At 73.3% G+C, this 16,472-nt stretch carries 15 protein-coding genes and 1 riboswitch; of the genes, 13 read left to right on the plus strand and 2 right to left on the minus strand.

Annotation, left to right across the window (positions count from 1 at the left end):
- The 8 genes from JFN87_RS20235 to JFN87_RS20270 all read left to right on the plus strand — a co-directional run.
- Window positions 1-545: RsmB/NOP family class I SAM-dependent RNA methyltransferase (locus JFN87_RS20235; protein WP_504739783.1), on the plus strand; the 545-nt coding region annotated here is incomplete at its 5' end.
- Window positions 546-645: 100 nt separating this feature from the next.
- The gene (rpe, locus tag JFN87_RS20240) at window positions 646-1,329 is read left to right on the plus strand and encodes a ribulose-phosphate 3-epimerase (protein WP_209341930.1); all 684 of its coding nucleotides are present in this window, start codon (window positions 646-648) and stop codon (window positions 1,327-1,329) included.
- Window positions 1,330-1,485: 156 nt separating this feature from the next.
- Entirely contained in the window at window positions 1,486-2,475 is a 990-nt protein-coding gene (locus JFN87_RS20245; RefSeq protein WP_245180588.1) for a sugar-binding transcriptional regulator, read from the plus strand.
- A gap of 339 nt (window positions 2,476-2,814) precedes the next feature.
- A complete protein-coding gene (locus tag JFN87_RS20250; protein ID WP_282961635.1) occupies window positions 2,815-4,263 on the plus strand; it encodes a GuaB1 family IMP dehydrogenase-related protein in 1,449 nt (482 codons plus the stop codon).
- Window positions 4,264-4,369: 106 nt separating this feature from the next.
- Window positions 4,370-5,275 (plus strand): RNA polymerase sigma factor SigF, encoded by a 906-nt coding sequence (locus JFN87_RS20255; RefSeq protein WP_372449259.1) that lies wholly within the window; start codon window positions 4,370-4,372, stop codon window positions 5,273-5,275.
- Between the two features lie 73 nt (window positions 5,276-5,348).
- A complete protein-coding gene (locus JFN87_RS20260) occupies window positions 5,349-5,822 on the plus strand; it encodes an Lrp/AsnC family transcriptional regulator (RefSeq protein ID WP_209341933.1) in 474 nt (157 codons plus the stop codon).
- Between the two features lie 192 nt (window positions 5,823-6,014).
- Entirely contained in the window at window positions 6,015-6,812 is a 798-nt protein-coding gene (locus JFN87_RS20265) for a carbon-nitrogen hydrolase family protein (RefSeq protein ID WP_209341934.1), read from the plus strand.
- 71 nt (window positions 6,813-6,883) lie between these two features.
- Complete coding sequence (locus JFN87_RS20270) at window positions 6,884-8,590, plus strand: flavin monoamine oxidase family protein (protein WP_209341935.1); 1,707 nt, start codon at window positions 6,884-6,886, stop codon at window positions 8,588-8,590.
- Window positions 8,591-8,696: 106 nt separating this feature from the next.
- Here the strand turns inward: JFN87_RS20270 and JFN87_RS20275 are convergent, their stop codons facing one another.
- Window positions 8,697-9,629, minus strand: coding sequence for an LLM class F420-dependent oxidoreductase (locus tag JFN87_RS20275; protein ID WP_209341936.1), 933 nt, complete (start codon window positions 9,627-9,629; stop codon window positions 8,697-8,699).
- Window positions 9,630-9,727: 98 nt separating this feature from the next.
- A complete protein-coding gene (locus JFN87_RS20280) occupies window positions 9,728-11,047 on the minus strand; it encodes an MFS transporter (protein ID WP_209341937.1) in 1,320 nt (439 codons plus the stop codon).
- 105 nt (window positions 11,048-11,152) lie between these two features.
- On the opposite strand from JFN87_RS20280, the gene JFN87_RS20285 reads away from it, so the two are divergent.
- The 5 genes from JFN87_RS20285 (at window position 11,153) to JFN87_RS20305 (ending at window position 16,438) form a co-directional block, all read left to right on the plus strand.
- The gene (locus JFN87_RS20285; protein WP_209341938.1) at window positions 11,153-12,340 is read left to right on the plus strand and encodes an ROK family transcriptional regulator; all 1,188 of its coding nucleotides are present in this window, start codon (window positions 11,153-11,155) and stop codon (window positions 12,338-12,340) included.
- Between the two features lie 93 nt (window positions 12,341-12,433).
- Window positions 12,434-12,564, plus strand: a riboswitch (FMN riboswitch).
- A gap of 177 nt (window positions 12,565-12,741) precedes the next feature.
- On the plus strand, window positions 12,742-13,863 hold the full coding sequence (gene ribD, locus JFN87_RS20290; protein ID WP_245180595.1) for a bifunctional diaminohydroxyphosphoribosylaminopyrimidine deaminase/5-amino-6-(5-phosphoribosylamino)uracil reductase RibD: 1,122 nt from the start codon (window positions 12,742-12,744) through the stop codon (window positions 13,861-13,863).
- Complete coding sequence (locus tag JFN87_RS20295; protein WP_209341942.1) at window positions 13,864-14,502, plus strand: riboflavin synthase; 639 nt, start codon at window positions 13,864-13,866, stop codon at window positions 14,500-14,502.
- Window positions 14,499-15,161 carry a nicotinamide mononucleotide transporter family protein gene (locus JFN87_RS20300; RefSeq protein WP_209341944.1) on the plus strand — a complete coding sequence of 221 codons (663 nt, stop codon included), beginning with the start codon at window positions 14,499-14,501 and terminating at the stop codon, window positions 15,159-15,161. Before JFN87_RS20295 ends, JFN87_RS20300 begins: the two co-directional genes overlap by 4 nt.
- The gene (locus tag JFN87_RS20305) at window positions 15,158-16,438 is read left to right on the plus strand and encodes a bifunctional 3,4-dihydroxy-2-butanone-4-phosphate synthase/GTP cyclohydrolase II (protein WP_209341946.1); all 1,281 of its coding nucleotides are present in this window, start codon (window positions 15,158-15,160) and stop codon (window positions 16,436-16,438) included. The genes JFN87_RS20300 and JFN87_RS20305 overlap by 4 nt, the downstream gene beginning before the upstream one ends.
- Window positions 16,439-16,472: the final 34 nt, after the last annotated feature.

Here is a 16,472-nt window from a genome sequence, read left to right on the forward strand (position 1 = left end):
GCAAGGCGGGCCTGCTCGCCGCGCTCGCCGCCGGTCGCGGCGCCGCGCTGCTCGCCGCGGAGAAGCAGCCGCACCGCGCGCGCCTCGTCACCCGCACGCTCGCGGGCAACCCGGGCCCGGTCCAGGTCGTCACCGCGGACAGCACAAGGCCCCCGTGGCGCCAGGGCGTCTTCGACCGGGTGCTCGTCGACGCGCCGTGCTCGGGGCTCGGCGCGCTGCGGCGCCGCCCCGAGGCGCGCTGGCGGCGCCGCCCCGACGACATCAAGGGCTTCGCGCCGCTCCAGCGCGCGCTGCTGCGGGAGGCGCTCGGATCGGTGCGGGTCGGCGGCGTCGTCTGCTACGCGACCTGCTCGCCGCACCTCGCGGAGACGCGCGTGGTCGTCGACGACGTCCTGCGCGAGGACCGCGCCGGCGCGGAGTGGATCGACGCACGCCCGCTGCTGCCCGGTGTGCCCGCGCTCGGCGAGGGACCCGACGTCCAGCTCTGGCCCCACCTGCACGGCACCGATGCCATGTACCTGGCCGTACTGCGGCGCACGTCCTGACCGGGGCGGCCCGTTCCGGCGCGGCCCGCTTCGAGGCACGGCCCGTTTCGAGGGGCGGACCGTGGCCTGGGCGGGTCCCCGTCCATGGGAGGCTTGTCACATGGCACAGATCAACCCCAGCATCCTGTCCGCCGACTTCTCCCGCCTCGCCGAGGAGGCGAAGGCGGTCGAAGGCGCCGACTGGCTCCATGTCGACGTCATGGACAACCACTTCGTGCCCAACCTGACCCTGGGCGTACCGGTGGTGGAGGCGCTCGGCAAGGCCGCGGGGACCCCGCTCGACTGCCACCTCATGATCGAGGAGCCCGATCGCTGGGCGCCGCAGTACGTGGAGGCCGGGGCGGGCTCGGTGACCTTCCACGCCGAGGCCGCGGCGGCGCCCGTGCGGCTCGCGCGCGAGATCCGCGCCAAGGGCGCGCGCGCGTCCATGGCGCTCAAGCCGGCGACGCCGATCGAGCCGTACGAGGACCTGCTGCCCGAACTCGACATGCTGCTGATCATGACGGTGGAGCCGGGCTTCGGCGGTCAGGCCTTCCTGGACATCATGCTGCCGAAGATCCGCCGGGCGCGGCAGATGATCGCCAAGCACGGCCTCGAACTGTGGCTCCAGGTCGACGGTGGCGTCTCGGCCGACACCGTCGAGCGGTGCGCGGACGCGGGCGCCGACGTCTTCGTCGCGGGCTCCGCCGTGTACGGGGCCGACGACCCGGCCGCCGCGGTGCGGATGCTGCGCCACCAGGCCGACGAGGCGACGGCCAGGGCATCCTGGGCGTGCGGCCACTGACCCACGCGCGGCCAACGGGCCGCGGCCAAGTGAACAGGGCCCTTCGGGGCTGATCGTGGATCGCCGTATCTGACAGGATGAACGGCGGATCCAGAGGTGCGCAGAGTGAAGGAGAACGCGGTGCCTGGAACATCGGCGGGGCGGCCTGCCCTGCGTATGGGACCCGCGGAGCTGGTGCAGGCGGCCGCCATGGCGCGCCGCTTCTACCTGGAGGGGAAGTCCAAGATCCAGATCGCCGAGGAGTTCGGCGTCAGCCGCTTCAAGGTGGCGCGGGTCCTGGAGACGGCGCTGGAGCGCGATCTGGTACGCATCGAGATCCGCGTGCCCGCCGAGCTGGACGCCGAGCGCTCCGACGCGCTCCGCGCCCGCTACGGCCTGCGGCACGCGGTCGTGGTGGAGTCGCCGGCGGACGGCGCGGACGAGTCGCCCGACCCGGAGAACCTGGGCGAGGTGGCCGCCGACCTGCTGGGCGAGCTGGTCACGGAGGGCGACGTACTCGGCCTCGCCTGGGGCAGGTCGACGATCCACATGGCGGCGGCGCTCGACCGCCTGCCGCCCTGCACGGTCGTCCAGCTCACGGGCGTGTACGACGCGGGGACCGCCGAGCGCGGCTCCGTGGAGGCCGTACGCAGGGCGGCCCAGGTGTCCGGCGGTGAGGCGCACCCCATCTACGCGCCGATGCTGCTGCCCGACACGGCGACGGCGGCCGCGCTGCGGGGTCAGCCCGGTATCGCGCGCGCCTTCGAGTACTTCGACAAGGTGACCGTCGCCGCCGTGTCCATCGGCTCGTGGGAGCCGGGCATCTCGACGGTGTACGACATGCTCAGCGAAAAGGAGCGCTCGCACTACTCGTCGCTGGGGGCCGCCGCCGAGATGTCGGCGCACCTCTTCGACTCCGAGGGCCGCAGGGTGGGCCGCGACCTCGGCGAGCGCTGCATCACCGTCGAGACGGACCGGCTGCGCCGCATCCCCGAGGTAGTGGCGATCGCCGGCGGGAGGCGCAAGTCGGGGGCGATCGGGGCGGTGCTGCGCTCCGGCCTCGTGACGAGCCTCGTCACGGACACCGTCGCGGCGGACTTCCTGCTGAAGGACTTCGCCCCGGCGCCGAAGCCCGCGCTGGAGCGTGCCGACCCCGACGGCTCCTGAGCGTCTCCGCGCCGGCGTGCCGCAGTGGCAGGCTCCGCCCCGTCACCGTCCCGCTCGAACAGCCGCCGGTCAGTGTCCTGAAGCCGCAGGCGGCCGGGGAGCAGCGCGGCGGGCCACAGCCGCGGGAGTCCGCGGGGGCACCCGGCGCCAGGCGCGTGCAGGCCACAGCGCCGGGAGGAGTCGCGACGCCTGGAGCTTCCTCCGAACGTGTCTGGCCGGAGCTGTACGTTTCTGCCTCGCGCGGCGCGGCCGCACGGGGCCAGGGCATGGGAGAATGAAGTACGTGCGTCTGCCGCCGGGCCCATCGACCGGCGGCCTGCTCCGAGCGACTGGGATGTTCTGTACGTGCGTTTCCTCAACGATCTCTCGCCGTCGTACGACCTGACCTACGACGACGTCTTCATGGTGCCGAACAGGTCGGCTGTCGGCTCCCGGCTCGGCGTGGACCTCTCCGCGCCCGACGGCACGGGCACCACCATTCCGCTGGTCGTGTCCAACATGACCGCCATCGCGGGCCGCCGGATGGCCGAGACCGTCGCCCGGCGCGGCGGCCTCGTGGTGATCCCGCAGGACATCCCGCTCGATGTCGTCGCGGACGTCACGTCCTGGGTGAAGGAACGCGACCTCGTCCTCGACACCCCCATCACGCTCAGGCCGACGCAGACCGTCGACGAGGCGCTGTCCCTGCTGCCGAAGCGCGCGCACGGCGCCGGCATCGTGGTCGACGACAAGCGCAGGCCCGTCGGCATCGTCACCGAGCACGACCTCTCGGGCGTCGACCGGTTCACGCAGCTGTCCTCGGTGATGTCCACGGAGCTGCTGGTGCTCTCCGCCGGCATGGACCCGAGGGAGGCGTTCAACACCCTCGACGGCGCGCACCGCAAGCTCGCGCCCGCCGTCGACGCGGAGGGCCGCCTCGTCGGCATCCTGACCAGGAAGGGCGCCCTGCGGGCGACGCTCTACACGCCCGCCACCGACGCGCGCGGCAGGCTCAGGATCGCCGCCGCCGTCGGCGTCAACGGCGATGTGGTCGGCAAGGCCGCGCAACTGCTGGAGGCCGGGGTCGACACGCTCGTCGTGGACACCGCGCACGGCCACCAGGAGTCGATGCTGTCCGCCGTCAGGGCCGTGCGCGGTCTCGACCCGCGCGTCCCCGTCGTCGCGGGCAACGTGGTCGCCGCCGAGGGCGTGCGCGACCTGATCGAGGCGGGCGCGGACATCGTCAAGGTCGGCGTCGGGCCCGGCGCCATGTGCACCACGCGCATGATGACCGGCGTCGGCAGGCCGCAGTTCTCCGCCGTGCTCGAATGCGCCGCCGAGGCCGCCAGGTTCGGCAAGCACGTGTGGGCCGACGGTGGTGTCAGGCACCCGCGCGACGTCGCGATGGCGCTGGCCGCCGGCGCGTCCAACGTGATGATCGGCTCCTGGTTCGCCGGCACGTACGAATCGCCGGGCGACCTCCAGCAGTCCGCGGACGGGCGGCTGTACAAGGAGTCCTTCGGGATGGCGTCCGCACGCGCCGTGCGCAATCGCACGAGCGACGAGTCGGCCTACGACCGGGCGCGCAAGGCGCTGTTCGAGGAGGGCATCTCCACGTCGCGCATGTTCCTCGACCCGGCGCGGCCCGGCGTCGAGGACCTGATCGATTCGATCATCGCCGGGGTGCGCTCGTCCTGCACGTACGCGGGCGCCGCGTCCCTGGAGGAGTTCGCGCGGAAGGCGGTCGTCGGCATCCAGAGCGCCGCCGGCTACGCCGAGGGCAAGCCCCTCTCGTCCAGCTGGAGCTGACACGGTCACGGGGGGCCGTCTTCCACGCGCCGGAAATTCGTGCGCATGACCCGGGCGCCACGGGGTACACGCCTCCTACTGAACCAGGAAAACAGGGGAGGCGAACGTGTCGACGGCCAAGGCGGTCCCGTTCGAACGCACGGAGTACGCACACGGGGGAAGCAGCACGGAGGGGCACGGGGGGAGTACCCAGGCGTCGTGGACGTACGCCTTGCCCCGCGTCGAGTCGCCCGCCGACGTCGCGCCGAAGGACGCCAGGGAGATCTCCCGGCTGTTCTTCGCGCGGCTGACGGAGCTCGAAGAGGGCACGCCCGAGTACCAGTACGCGCGCAACACGCTGATCGAGCTGAACCTCGCGCTGGTGCGCTACTCTGCCACCCGGTTCCGCAACAGGGCCGACCAGATGGAGGACATCGTCCAGGTCGGCACCATCGGCCTGATCAAGGCCATCGACCGTTTCGAGCTCACCCGCGAGGTGGAGTTCGCGACGTTCGCCGTGCCGTACATCATCGGCGAGATCAAACGCTTCTTCAGGGACACGAGCTGGGCCGTCCACGTGCCGCGCCGCCTCCAGGAGCTCAGGATCGACCTGGCGAAGGCCAGTGACGAGCTGTCACAGCAGCTGGACCGCACGCCGACGACGTCGGAGCTCGCGGAGCGCCTCGGCATCGACGAGGACCAGGTCATAGAGGGCATCGTCGCCAGCAACGGCTACACGGCGGGCTCCATCGACATGCCGGCCGACGACAGCGCCGAGACCGTGACGCCCCTCGCCGACCGGCTCGGCGAACTCGACGCCGGCCTGGAGATCGCGGAGAACGTGCAGGCGCTCAAGCCCCTCCTCAAGACGCTGGACGAGCGCGAGCGGCAGCTGCTGCGCATGCGGTTCGGCGAGGAGATGACGCAGGCGGAGATCGGCCGGGTCCTCGGCGTCTCGCAGATGCACGTGTCCCGGCTGCTGGCCAGGGTCACCGGCAGACTGCGCAAGGGCCTACTGGAGTCCGGCTGCTGAGCCTCGGCTCCCCGGCCGGCACCGGCCGCCGGGGAGCACGTGGTCTCCCGGGAGCACGTGGTCTACTGCACCCGTGCGACTGAACGACCTGGACGAACGCATCCTGCACGCCCTCGCCGAGGACGCCCGCCGCTCCTACGCGGACATCGGCGCCCTCGTCGGCCTGTCCGCGCCCGCCGTGAAGCGGCGCGTCGACCGGCTGCGCGCCGAGGGCGCGATCACCGGCTTCACCGTACGGGTCGACCCGGCGGCCCTCGGCTGGCGCACCGAGGGATTCATCGAGATCTACTGCGGGCGCAACACGTCGCCCGACGACATCCACCGCGGCCTGGAACGGCTCCCCGAGGTGGTGGCCGCGTCGACGGTCACCGGCGACGCCGACGCCGTGGTCCAGGTGTTCGCGGCGGACATGCGCCATTTCGAGGAGGTACTCGAACGCATCGCGAGCGAACCGTACGTGGAGCGCACCAAGTCCGTGCTCGTCCTCTCCCCGCTGCTGAGGCGGTACACGGCGGGCGCGCCGCAGTGGCCGGGATCACGTCCCTGACACACCTCGCGTCTTCGCGCAACGAATCGCCGCGGATGCCCCCCACAGCGCAACGGATCGCGCCTGTACGCGCAACGGTCGCCGCTTGTCGCCGCGCCGTCGCCGAACGTACCGTCTTCGAGGGGTCGGCAGGGGGCCGGGAAGGCACCGCCCAGCCCCGCTTCACACCGCCGTGACCTGCGAGGAAACGCCATGCCGCCGTTGCGTACCGCCCTGCTCCAGAGTTCGGGCCGCCCCGGCCGCACGGCCGGGAACCTGCGGGTGCTCGACGACGCGGCGCGACGCGCGGCCGAGGCCGGCGCGTCCCTGCTCGTCTGCCCCGAGATGTTCCTGACCGGGTACGCGATCGGCGACGGCATCGAGCGCCTCGCGGAGAGCGCCGACGGCCCCGGCGCGGGAGCCGTCGCGGAGACCGCGGCGCGCCACGGCGTCGCGGTGCTCTACGGCTACCCCGAGCGTGACGGCGAACGGGTCTACAACAGCGCCCGGCTGATCGGCGCCGGCGGCGAGCCGCTCGCCAACTACCGCAAGACCCACCTCTACGGCCCCTTCGAGCGCGAGCGGTTCGCCGCGGGGGAGCGGCCGGTGGTCCAGGCGGAGGTCGGCGGCGTGCGCGTGGGCGTGCTGATCTGCTACGACGTCGAGTTCCCCGAAATCGTGCGCGCCCACGCGCTGGCCGGCACGGACCTGCTGCTGGTGCCCACCGCGCAGATGCGGCCCTTCGAGTTCGTCGCCGAGTCCGTCGTGCCCGTCCGCGCCTTCGAGAGCCAGATGTACATCGCCTACGTCAACAGGACCGGCCCCGAAGGCGACTTCGACTTCGTCGGCCTGACCTGCCTCGCGGGCCCCGACGGCACGGCGCACGCGCGCGCGGGCCGCGGCGAGGAACTGCTGGTGTGCGACGTCGACCCCGCGCTGCTCGCCGCGTCCCGCGAGGCCAACCCGTACCTGCACGACCGGCGGCCCGGCCTGTACGACGCCCTCGCCTGACCCCGCCCTCGTCCGGCCCTCATCGCCGCCCCTCACCGCCCGCCACCCTCACGCCTCAGGAGCGTCGCGTCATGACGTCCACGGTGCCCACCGCCGTTTCCCACGCCCACCCGCAGCCCCCGGCGGGCGAGCGGCCGATCACCATGTCGGGCCCCGACTTCCCGTACGCCTACGACGACTACCTCGCCCACCCCGCAGGGCTCGGCCAGATACCCGCGACCGAGCACGGCACCGAGGTCGCCGTGATCGGCGGCGGTCTCTCGGGAATCGTCACCGCGTACGAGCTGATGAAGACCGGCCTGCGCCCGGTCCTCTACGAGGCGGACCGCATCGGCGGCCGGCTGCGCACCGTCGGGTTCGAGGGGTGCGACCCGGCGCTCACCGCCGAACTCGGCGCCATGCGCTTCCCACCGTCGTCCACCGCGCTCAGGCACTACATCGACCTCGTGGGCCTCGAGACCGAGCCGTTCCCCAACCCGCTGGCGCCCGGCACCCCTTCGACCGTGGTCGACCTCAAGGGCGTGCCGCACTTCGCCAGGACGATCGACGACCTGCCGCAGGTGTACCGCGACGTGATGGACGCGTGGAACACCTGCCTGGAGGAGGGCGCCGACTTCTCGGCGATGAACCGCGCGCTGCGCGAGCGCGACGTGGCGGCGATCCGGAAGATCTGGTCGCGGCTGGTGCACGACCTGGACAACCAGACGTTCTACGGCTTCCTCTGCGACTCGCCGGCCTTCCGCTCCTTCAGGCACCGGGAGATCTTCGGGCAGGTCGGCTTCGGCACCGGCGGCTGGGACACCGACTTCCCCAACTCGATCCTGGAGATCCTGCGGGTCGTCTACACCGAGGCCGACGACCACCACGAGGGCATCGTCGGCGGCAGCCGGCAGCTGCCGGAACGGCTGTGGCGCCGCGCCCCCGGCAAGATCACGTACTGGGCGCAGGGCACCTCGCTCGCGTCCCTGCACGGCGGCGACCCGCTGCCCGCGGTGACCGGCCTGCGGCGCACGGCCGGAGGCGGGATCACCGTCACGGACGCGTCCGGCGCGATCCGCACGTACCGCGCGGCCGTCTTCACCGCGCAGTCGTGGATGCTGCTGTCGAAGATCGCCTGCGACGACGCGCTGTTCCCGATCGACCACTGGACCGCCATCGAGCGCACCCACTACATGGAGTCGAGCAAGCTGTTCGTCCCGGTGGACCGCCCGTTCTGGCTCGACGAGGACCCGCGCACCGGACGGGACACGATGTCGATGACGCTCACCGACCGGATGACGCGGGGCACCTACCTGCTCGGCGACGACCCCGAAGCGCCGGCCGTCATCTGCCTCTCGTACACGTGGTGCGACGACAGCCTCAAGTGGCTGCCCCTGTCGGCGAACGAGCGGATGGAGGTGATGCTCGCCTCGCTCGGGGAGATCTACCCGGGGGTCGACATCAGGAGCCATGTGATCGGCAGCCCGATCACGGTCTCGTGGGAGGACGAGCCGTACTTCATGGGCGCGTTCAAGGCCAACCTGCCGGGCCACTACCGCTACCAGCGGCGGCTGTTCACCCACTTCATGCAGGACGCGCTGCCCGCGGACAAGCGCGGGATCTTCCTGGCGGGCGACGACGTGTCGTGGACCGCCGGATGGGCGGAGGGCGCCGTGCAGACCGCGCTCAACGCCGTCTGGGGGGTGCTGCACCACTTCGGCGGCACGACCGACCCCGCGAACCCGGGCCCAGGCGACCTGTTCGACGAGCTCGCGCCGGTGGAGCTGCCGGAGGACTGAACGAAGCCGTCAGCGGCTCTCAGCGATCCTCAGCGGCCGCACGAACCGCCGCGCGGCCCCGCCCGCCGGGGGGCGGGCCGGGCCGGCGCGGCGGGCGAGGGGACGGTCAGACGCCCGCCTCGCGCACCGCCGCGTGGACCTCGCGGGCCCGGTCGGCCAGCTCCTGGCCGTCCCTCGCGTCGGGACCGAGTTCGAGCAGGATCTCGCCGATGCCGTCGATCGCCGCGTGCGCCGCGACGTCGTCGACGATCTGCGCCACGTTGCCGTGGAAGGGCTGACGGCCCGACGCGTCGACCGGCTGCGGCGTGTACCGCACGTTGGCCCGCACGCACACATCGAGCGGCCGGGTGCGGCCGCGCTCGGCCGCGAGGTCGTTGACGCCCTTCCAGGCGCCCGCCAGCTGCTCGGCCGTCATCCCCGTCGGCAGCCAGCCGTCGGCACGGTCCACCAGGCGGCGCAGCGCGGCGCCACCGGAAGCGGCCAGGTAGACCGGCACCGGGCGCACCGGCTTCGGGCCGACCTCCGCGGGGGCGATCGTAGTGAACCGGCCCTCGTACGACACCGGGTCGGGTCCGTGCACGGCGGCGAACACGTCGAGCGTCTCGTCGAGCACGGCGCCGCGCTCCTCGAACGTCCCCGTCGAACCCGCCGCGTACTCGTCGTGGGACCAGCCGGTGCCGAGCCCCGCCACCGCGCGACCGTTGCTCGCGGCGTCCAGCGTGGCGAACCAGCGCGCGAGGTGGAACGGCGAGTGGTAGGGCGCGACCAGGACGCTGCTGCCGAGCCGTACCCGCTCGGTGACCGCCGCGGCCATGGCGAGGGTGACCAGCGGGTCGGCCACGGAGCGGTAGCTGTCGGGCCATTCGAGGCCGGGCACGCCGTACAGGCCCTGCGTCGCAGGGGTCGGGAAGAGAGTGCGCTCGAACACCCAGAGGCTGTCGTATCCCGTCTCCTCCGCGGCGCGCGCGACGGGCACGAGGTCCCGGGAGAGGTCGAACTGGTGCATCTGCGGAAGGGAGAGACCGAGTTTGATCGGCATGCGCTGCTCCTACGAGACAAGATCGAGTCACGACCGACGGTTCACCGTAGAGCACGAGAGGTCGTTGACGATACAACGACATGGTGGACGCGGGCGGTTCAGGGGCCCGCGTGCCCTGTGCGCCCCGGCCGCGACTCGCCGGCCGGGGCGCCGTCCGTCCCGCTCGCGCCGTTCGTCCCGCTCGCGCGGGCCGCCTCGCTCGCGCCTTCGTTCCCGCCCCCGCCGACGCGGCCACCGCCCGCGCGGGGACGCGGCCGCAGCACGCCCGCGCCCGCGAGCAGCCCGGCCGCCAGCACGGTCACCAGGCCGAACGCCGCCTGGAGCGAGCTCGCGTGTGCGACGCCGCCGATCACGGACGGCGCCACGAGCCCGGAGGTGTACGTGATCGTCGCGACGCCCGCGATGGCCTGGTTCGGGTTGGAGCCGCTGCGCCCCGCCGCCGCGAAGGCCAGCGGCACGACGATCGCGACCCCGACGCCCAGCAGCGCGAAGCCGCCCATCGCGACCTCCGGTGTCGGCGCGAGCACCACCAGCGCGCCGCCCGCGGTGGCGAACACGCCGCCTGCGCGCACCGTGCGCACCGGCCCGAACCGGTCGACCAGCCGGTCGCCCGCGATCCTCGTGACGGCCATGGTCAGCGAGAAGGCGGTGGTGGACGCGGCCGCGAGCCCCGCCGACGTGGACAGCACATCCCTGAGGTAGACGGCGGACCAGTCGAGGCTCGCGCCCTCGCCGAACACCGCGCAGAACCCGACGAGACCGATGAGCAGCGCCGACCTCGGCGGCAGCGTGAACCGGGGCGGCGCCTCCGCCTCGGGGGCGCTGCGCACGTCCAGCACGCGGCCGCAGGCCAGCAGACCCACGACGGTCAGCACGGCGGCCGCGAGTTCGTGGTGGAGCGGGGCGCCGGCGCCGAGGTTCGCGGCCAGCGCGCCGAAGGCCGAGCCGAGCAGCGCGCCCCCGCTCCACATCCCGTGCAGCCCGGACATGATCGACCTGCCGAGCCGGTTCTCCGTCTCGACACCGATGCCATTCATCACCACGTCGGACATGCCGGACGACGCCCCGTACACGAACAGCGCCGCGCACAGCGTGTACAGGTTCGGCGCGAGCGACGGCAGGGCCAGCGAGAGCGTCCACGCCGAGAGCAGCACGCGCAGCGCGGTACGCGCGCCCAGCCGGTGGGCCACACTGCCCGCGAGCGGCATCGCGAGCAGGGAGCCGAGCGCGGGGAAGGCGAGGGCGAGGCCCAGCTGGCCGGCGCCGATGCCGGTGTGGTCCTGGATCCACGGGACCCGGGTGGCGAAGCTGCCGGTGACGCAGCCGTGCGCGCAGAACACCACGGCCAGCGCGACCCTGGCCCTGCGTATGTGGCGTATGCCCTGCTCACCGTCGTGGTGGGCGGCCTGAGATGCCATGCGTCGTCCTTCGCCCGGTGGCGTGCTGTGAGGATCCTCTGTCGTTGCGTAAACTATCAGGAAGCCTGCCTGATAAATAGGCGGCAGCTGTGGAAGGATCCCGCCATGCCCGCATCCCCGAGTACCGCCAGAGCCATCAACGACCGGCTGGCGCTGCGGCACTTCCAGGAACAGGGCCCCCTGACGGCGGCTCAGCTCAAGACGCTCACCGGTCTGTCGCGGCCCAGCGTGGCCGACCTGGTGGAGCGGCTCCAGGGCGCGGGGCTCGTCCGCGTCGTCGGCGAGAGCGGCGGCGAGCGCAGGGGCCCCAACGCGCGCGTGTACGGGATCGCCGCCGACCGCGCCCACCTCGCGGGCCTCGACATCAGGACGGGCAGCGTCTTCGCCGTCGTCGCCGACCTGCTCGGGCGGACGCTCGCCGAGGCAGCCGCTCCCGTGGACGAGCGCACCGACCCCGAGGAGGCCGCGGAACACGCCCGCGACCTGCTGGAGCGCACGGTCGAGCAGGCGGGCGCCACCCGGCTGCACAGCGTCGCCGTCGGCGCGCCCGGCCTCGTCGACCCGGCCAGCGGAGAGCTGCGGGACACCTCGGGGCTGCCCGCCTGGCACCGGCGCCTCGTGGCCGCCCTGCCCGAACGGCTCGGCGCCCGCGTGCTGGTGGAGAACGAGACCAACCTCGCGGCCGTCGCCGAGCAGCGCATCGGTGCCGCGCGCGGCCACCAGGACTTCGCGCTCCTGTGGCTCGGGCTGAGCGTCGGCGCCGCCGTCGTCATCGACGGCAGGCTGCGCAGGGGCGTGTCGGGCGGCGCGGGCGAGGTCAGCTTCCTGCCGGTGCCTGGCGCCACCGGCACGCCGTCCGCGACCGGGTGCGACGGAGGGCTGCACAGCCTCGTGAACTCCGACGCCGTGTGCGAGCTCGCCGCCCGCCACGGCATCGACGCGCACCCCGCGGCGCACGAGCCGGCGGCCGCCGCGTACCTGCGGGCGGCCTCCTCGACGGGCGGCGCGGGCGGCGCCGGCGGCGCGTTCCTGGACGAGCTGGCCGACCGTGTCGCGCTCGGCGCGGCCGCCCTGACCACGGTGCTCGACCCCGGGCTCGTCGTGCTCTCCGGCGAACTCGGCCACGCGGGAGGCGCCGGCCTCGCCGCGCGCGTCGAGCGGCGCCTCGCGGCCATCTGCCCGCTGCGCACCGAGGTCGCGCCGAGCGGGCTCGGCGGGGCCGCCGTGCTGCGCGGCGCGCTGCTCACCGCGCGGGACGCCGCCCAGCACGACCTGTTCGGCCCGGAGAGATGACCTGCTGTGCCGCCGCGCGCACTGTGAGCCAGCGCACAGAATTCACCCGCGTGGGCGATACCCGTCCGTGGCACACTGGTCACGACGAACAAGCAGCGCACTCCGGGGTCGGTGAAAGTCCGAACCGGCGGTTACAGTCCGCGACCCGTCCGCCTCCAGCGGCCGGTTGACCAGGTGAAATTCCTGGACCGACGGTTAAAGTCCGGATGGGAGGCAGTGCGCGGCGGGCCCTGATCGGGTACGCCACCGCCGGATCGTCCGTCCTCGTGGACGGGCGTGCGGTGCGGCGTTCCCGATGCGATGGTTCCGCCTCCTGCCCTCGTGGCAGCCCCCGGAGTCCGTGCCTGACAAGGCAGGAGGACCCGGTGGGACGGGTGAACGACCAGGCCGGTACAGACGCCATGCGGCGCGCCGTGGCCCTCGCGGCCCGCGGTCTCGGCTCCACCAGCCCCAACCCCGTCGTGGGCTGCGTCATCCTCGATGCCGAAGGGCGCCTCGCGGGGGAGGGCTACCACCAGCGCGCCGGCGGGCCGCACGCCGAGGTCCACGCCCTGCGCGCCGCGGGGGACCGCGCCCGCGGCGGCACCGCGTACGTCACGCTCGAACCCTGCAACCACACCGGGCGCACCGGCCCTTGCGCGCAGGCGCTCATCGACGCCGGCCTCGCCCGCGTCCACTACGCGGTCGCCGACCCGACCCCGCAGGCCACCGGGGGAGCCCAGGCGCTGCGCGCCGCCGGAGTGACCGCCGAGGGCGGGCTGCTCGCCGACGAGGCCGAGCAGGTCAACGCCGCCTGGCTGACCGCCGTGCGCCGCGGCCGTCCCCACGTCACCTGGAAGTACGCCGCCAGCCTGGACGGCAGGATCGCCGCGCAGGACGGCTCAAGCCGCTGGATCACCTCCACGGAGGCACGCGCCGACGTGCACAGGCTGCGCGCCGAGGTCGACGCCGTCGTCGTCGGCTCCGGCACGCTGCGCGCCGACGACCCTCACCTCGCCGTGCGCGGCATCGAAGGCGCGATCCAGCCGCTGCGGGTCGGCGTCGACACCGCGGCCACCGCCGTGCGCGCGGGGGCCAGGATCCTGGACGGCGCCGCGCCCACGCTCATCGCCGTCGCCGAGGACGCCGACACCCGCGCTCTCGCGGAAGCAGCCGCGCACGCGGGAACGGGCGCGGGCACCGCCGCGGGCATCCTGCGGCTGCCGCGTGGCGAACGGGGCCTGTCCGTGCCCGCCCTGCTGGACGCCCTGTACGCGCGGGGCGTGCGCTCGGTGCTCCTCGAAGGTGGCGCGGCACTCGCCGGGTCCTTCGCTGCCGCCGGCGCCGTCGACCGCGTCGTCGGCTACCTCGCACCCCTCCTGCTCGGCGCGGGTCCCACCGCCCTCGCCGACGCCGGAATCCCCACCCTCACCGACGCGTTGCGACTGCGGATGACGCACGTCGAGACCATCGGGCCCGACCTGCGGATCACCGCGGTTAGCGCGGCGGCGGACTCCGCCGCCCCCGCACAGAAGGAGCGCTGAGTGTTCACCGGAATCGTCGAAGAGCTGGGTGAAGTCACCGCCGTCGAGGACCTCGGCGACTCCCGCAGGTTCACCCTGCGCGGGCCCGTGGTCACCGAGGGCGCGAAGCACGGCGACTCCATCGCCGTCAACGGCGTCTGCCTCACCGTGGTCGACCACCGCGAGGACTGGTTCACGGCGGACGTCATGGCCGAGACCCTGAAGCGCTCCAGCCTCGGCGCGCTCGCGCCCGGCTCCCCGGTCAACCTGGAGCGCACCGTCGCCGTGGGCGGCAGGCTCGGCGGCCACATCGTCCAGGGACATGTCGACGGCACGGGCACGATCGTGGCGCGCGAGGCCTCCGAGCACTGGGAGATCGTCACGATCCAGCTACCGGCCGAACTCAGCCGCTACATCGTGGAGAAGGGCTCCATCACGGTGGACGGGGTCAGCCTCACCGTCGTGGAGGCCGGCACCGATCACTTCACCATCAGCCTCATCCCCACCACGCTCGCGCTGACGACCCTCGGTTCCAAGGGGCCGGGCGACCCCGTCAACCTGGAGGTCGACGTCCTCGCCAAGTACGTCGAACGGTTGCTCGGACAGCGGCCCGTCGCCGGGGCCGCGACCGGGGCATCCGGGGCGGAGGTCGCCGGGTGACCGCGTTCTCCTGGCTGGACTCCGAGGCGTTCACCGCCTTCGGCCAGCACATCCTCTGGTCCGACATGATCGGCAACACCATCGGCCTGATAGCGCTCGCGCTCGGCTGGCTGCGCTCGGTGTGGACCTGGCCCGCCCAGTTCCTCTCCGGCGTGATCCTCGTCGCCGCGTACCTCTCGGCCGACCTCGGCGGCGGCGTCGGCAAGCAGCTGATCGTCATCGTGGTCGCCCTGTGGGGCTGGCGCCAGTGGCGGGTGCGCGGAGGCAGCGACCGAGCGGGTGACGGCGGGGCCGTCACCGTGCGGTTCGCGACCTGGCGGGAGCGCGGCCTGCTCATCGCCGGCACCGCGCTCGGCACCGCCGCGCTCGGCGGCCTGTTCACGGCCTTCCCGTCGCTCTCGTGGAGCCCCTGGCAGGACGCCTACATATTCGTCGGCACGCTGGCGGCGATGGTCGCCCAGGCGCGCGGCCTGGTCGAGTTCTGGTTCGCCTGGCTGCTCGTCGACGTCGTCGGCGTACCGCTCGCGTTCAGCAGCGGCCTCGCGTTCTCCGGCCTCGTCTACGTGATCTATCTGGCCCTCGTCCTGTGGGGGATGCGCGACTGGTGGCTGCGTTCGCGCCGCGCCGGTGCCCTGGCGCTTGGAGGCGCGACAGCATGACCTGGTACACCACCGGCAACGCCGATGACCTGAAGCTCGACCCGGTCGAGCAGGCGATCGCGGACATCGCCGCGGGCCGCCCCGTGGTCGTCGTGGACGACGAGGACCGGGAGAACGAGGGCGACCTCGTCGTCGCGGCCGAGAAGGCCACACCCGAGATCGTGGCGTTCATGATGTCCGAGTGCCGCGGCCTGATCTGCGCGCCGATGGAGGGCGCCGAGCTCGACCGGCTCGAACTGCCGCAGATGGTCGGCAGGAACACCGAGTCCATGCGCACGGCGTTCACCGTCTCCGTCGACGCCGCCGGCACGCACGGCGTCACCACCGGCATCTCAGCCGCCGACCGCGCCACCACGCTCGGCCTGCTGGCGAGCGGCACCGCGGCCCCCGCGGACTTCGTCAGGCCGGGCCACGTCTTCCCGCTGCGCGCCCGTCCCGGCGGCGTGCTCGCCAGGAACGGCCACACGGAGGCCGCAGTCGACCTCTCGACGCTCGCCGGCCTGCGGCCCGCCGGCGCCATCGTGGAGATCGCCGGCGAGGACGGCGCCATGCTGCGGCTGCCGCAACTCGTCCCGTTCGCGCGCAAGCACGGCCTGACGATCATCTCCATCGAGGACCTGATCGCCTACCGGCGCGCCGCCGAACCCGTCGTGCACCGCGAGGCCGAGGTGGAACTGCCCACCGCCTTCGGCCCGTTCACCGCGTACGGCTACCGCTCGGCGGCGGACGGCGTGGAGCACGTCGCGCTCGTGCACGGCGACATCGGCGACGGCGAGGACGTCCTGGTGCGCGTCCACTCCGAGTGCCTGACCGGCGACGTCTTCGGCTCGCAGCGCTGCGACTGCGGCCCCCAGCTGCACGCCGCCATGGAGCACATCGTGGCGGCCGGCCGCGGAGTCGTGGTCTACCTGCGCGGCCACGAGGGCCGCGGCATCGGCCTGCTGTCCAAGCTCCGCGCGTACGAGCTCCAGGAGCGCGGCCTCGACACGCTCGACGCCAACCTGGAGCTCGGGCTGCCCGCCGACGCACGCGACTACGCGGCCGGCGCCCAGATCCTCCAGGACCTCGGCGTGCACAGCCTGACCCTCATGACCAACAACCCCGACAAGACCGACGCCCTCAGCCGCCACGGGCTGCGGGTGACCGGGCGCGAGCCGATGCCCGTCACGGCCGGGGAGCACAATCTGCGCTACCTGCGGACCAAGCGGGACCGCATGGGGCACGACCTGCCCTGGCTCGAGGCCGCCATCCCGGCGTCGGCCTGCGGCAACCAGTAGCACCCGCCAGAAAACGAACACCGCAGAGACGAAC

Origin of the sequence: Streptomyces montanisoli (genome assembly GCF_017813245.1) — a bacterium.
Taxonomy (GTDB): domain Bacteria; phylum Actinomycetota; class Actinomycetes; order Streptomycetales; family Streptomycetaceae; genus Streptomyces; species Streptomyces montanisoli.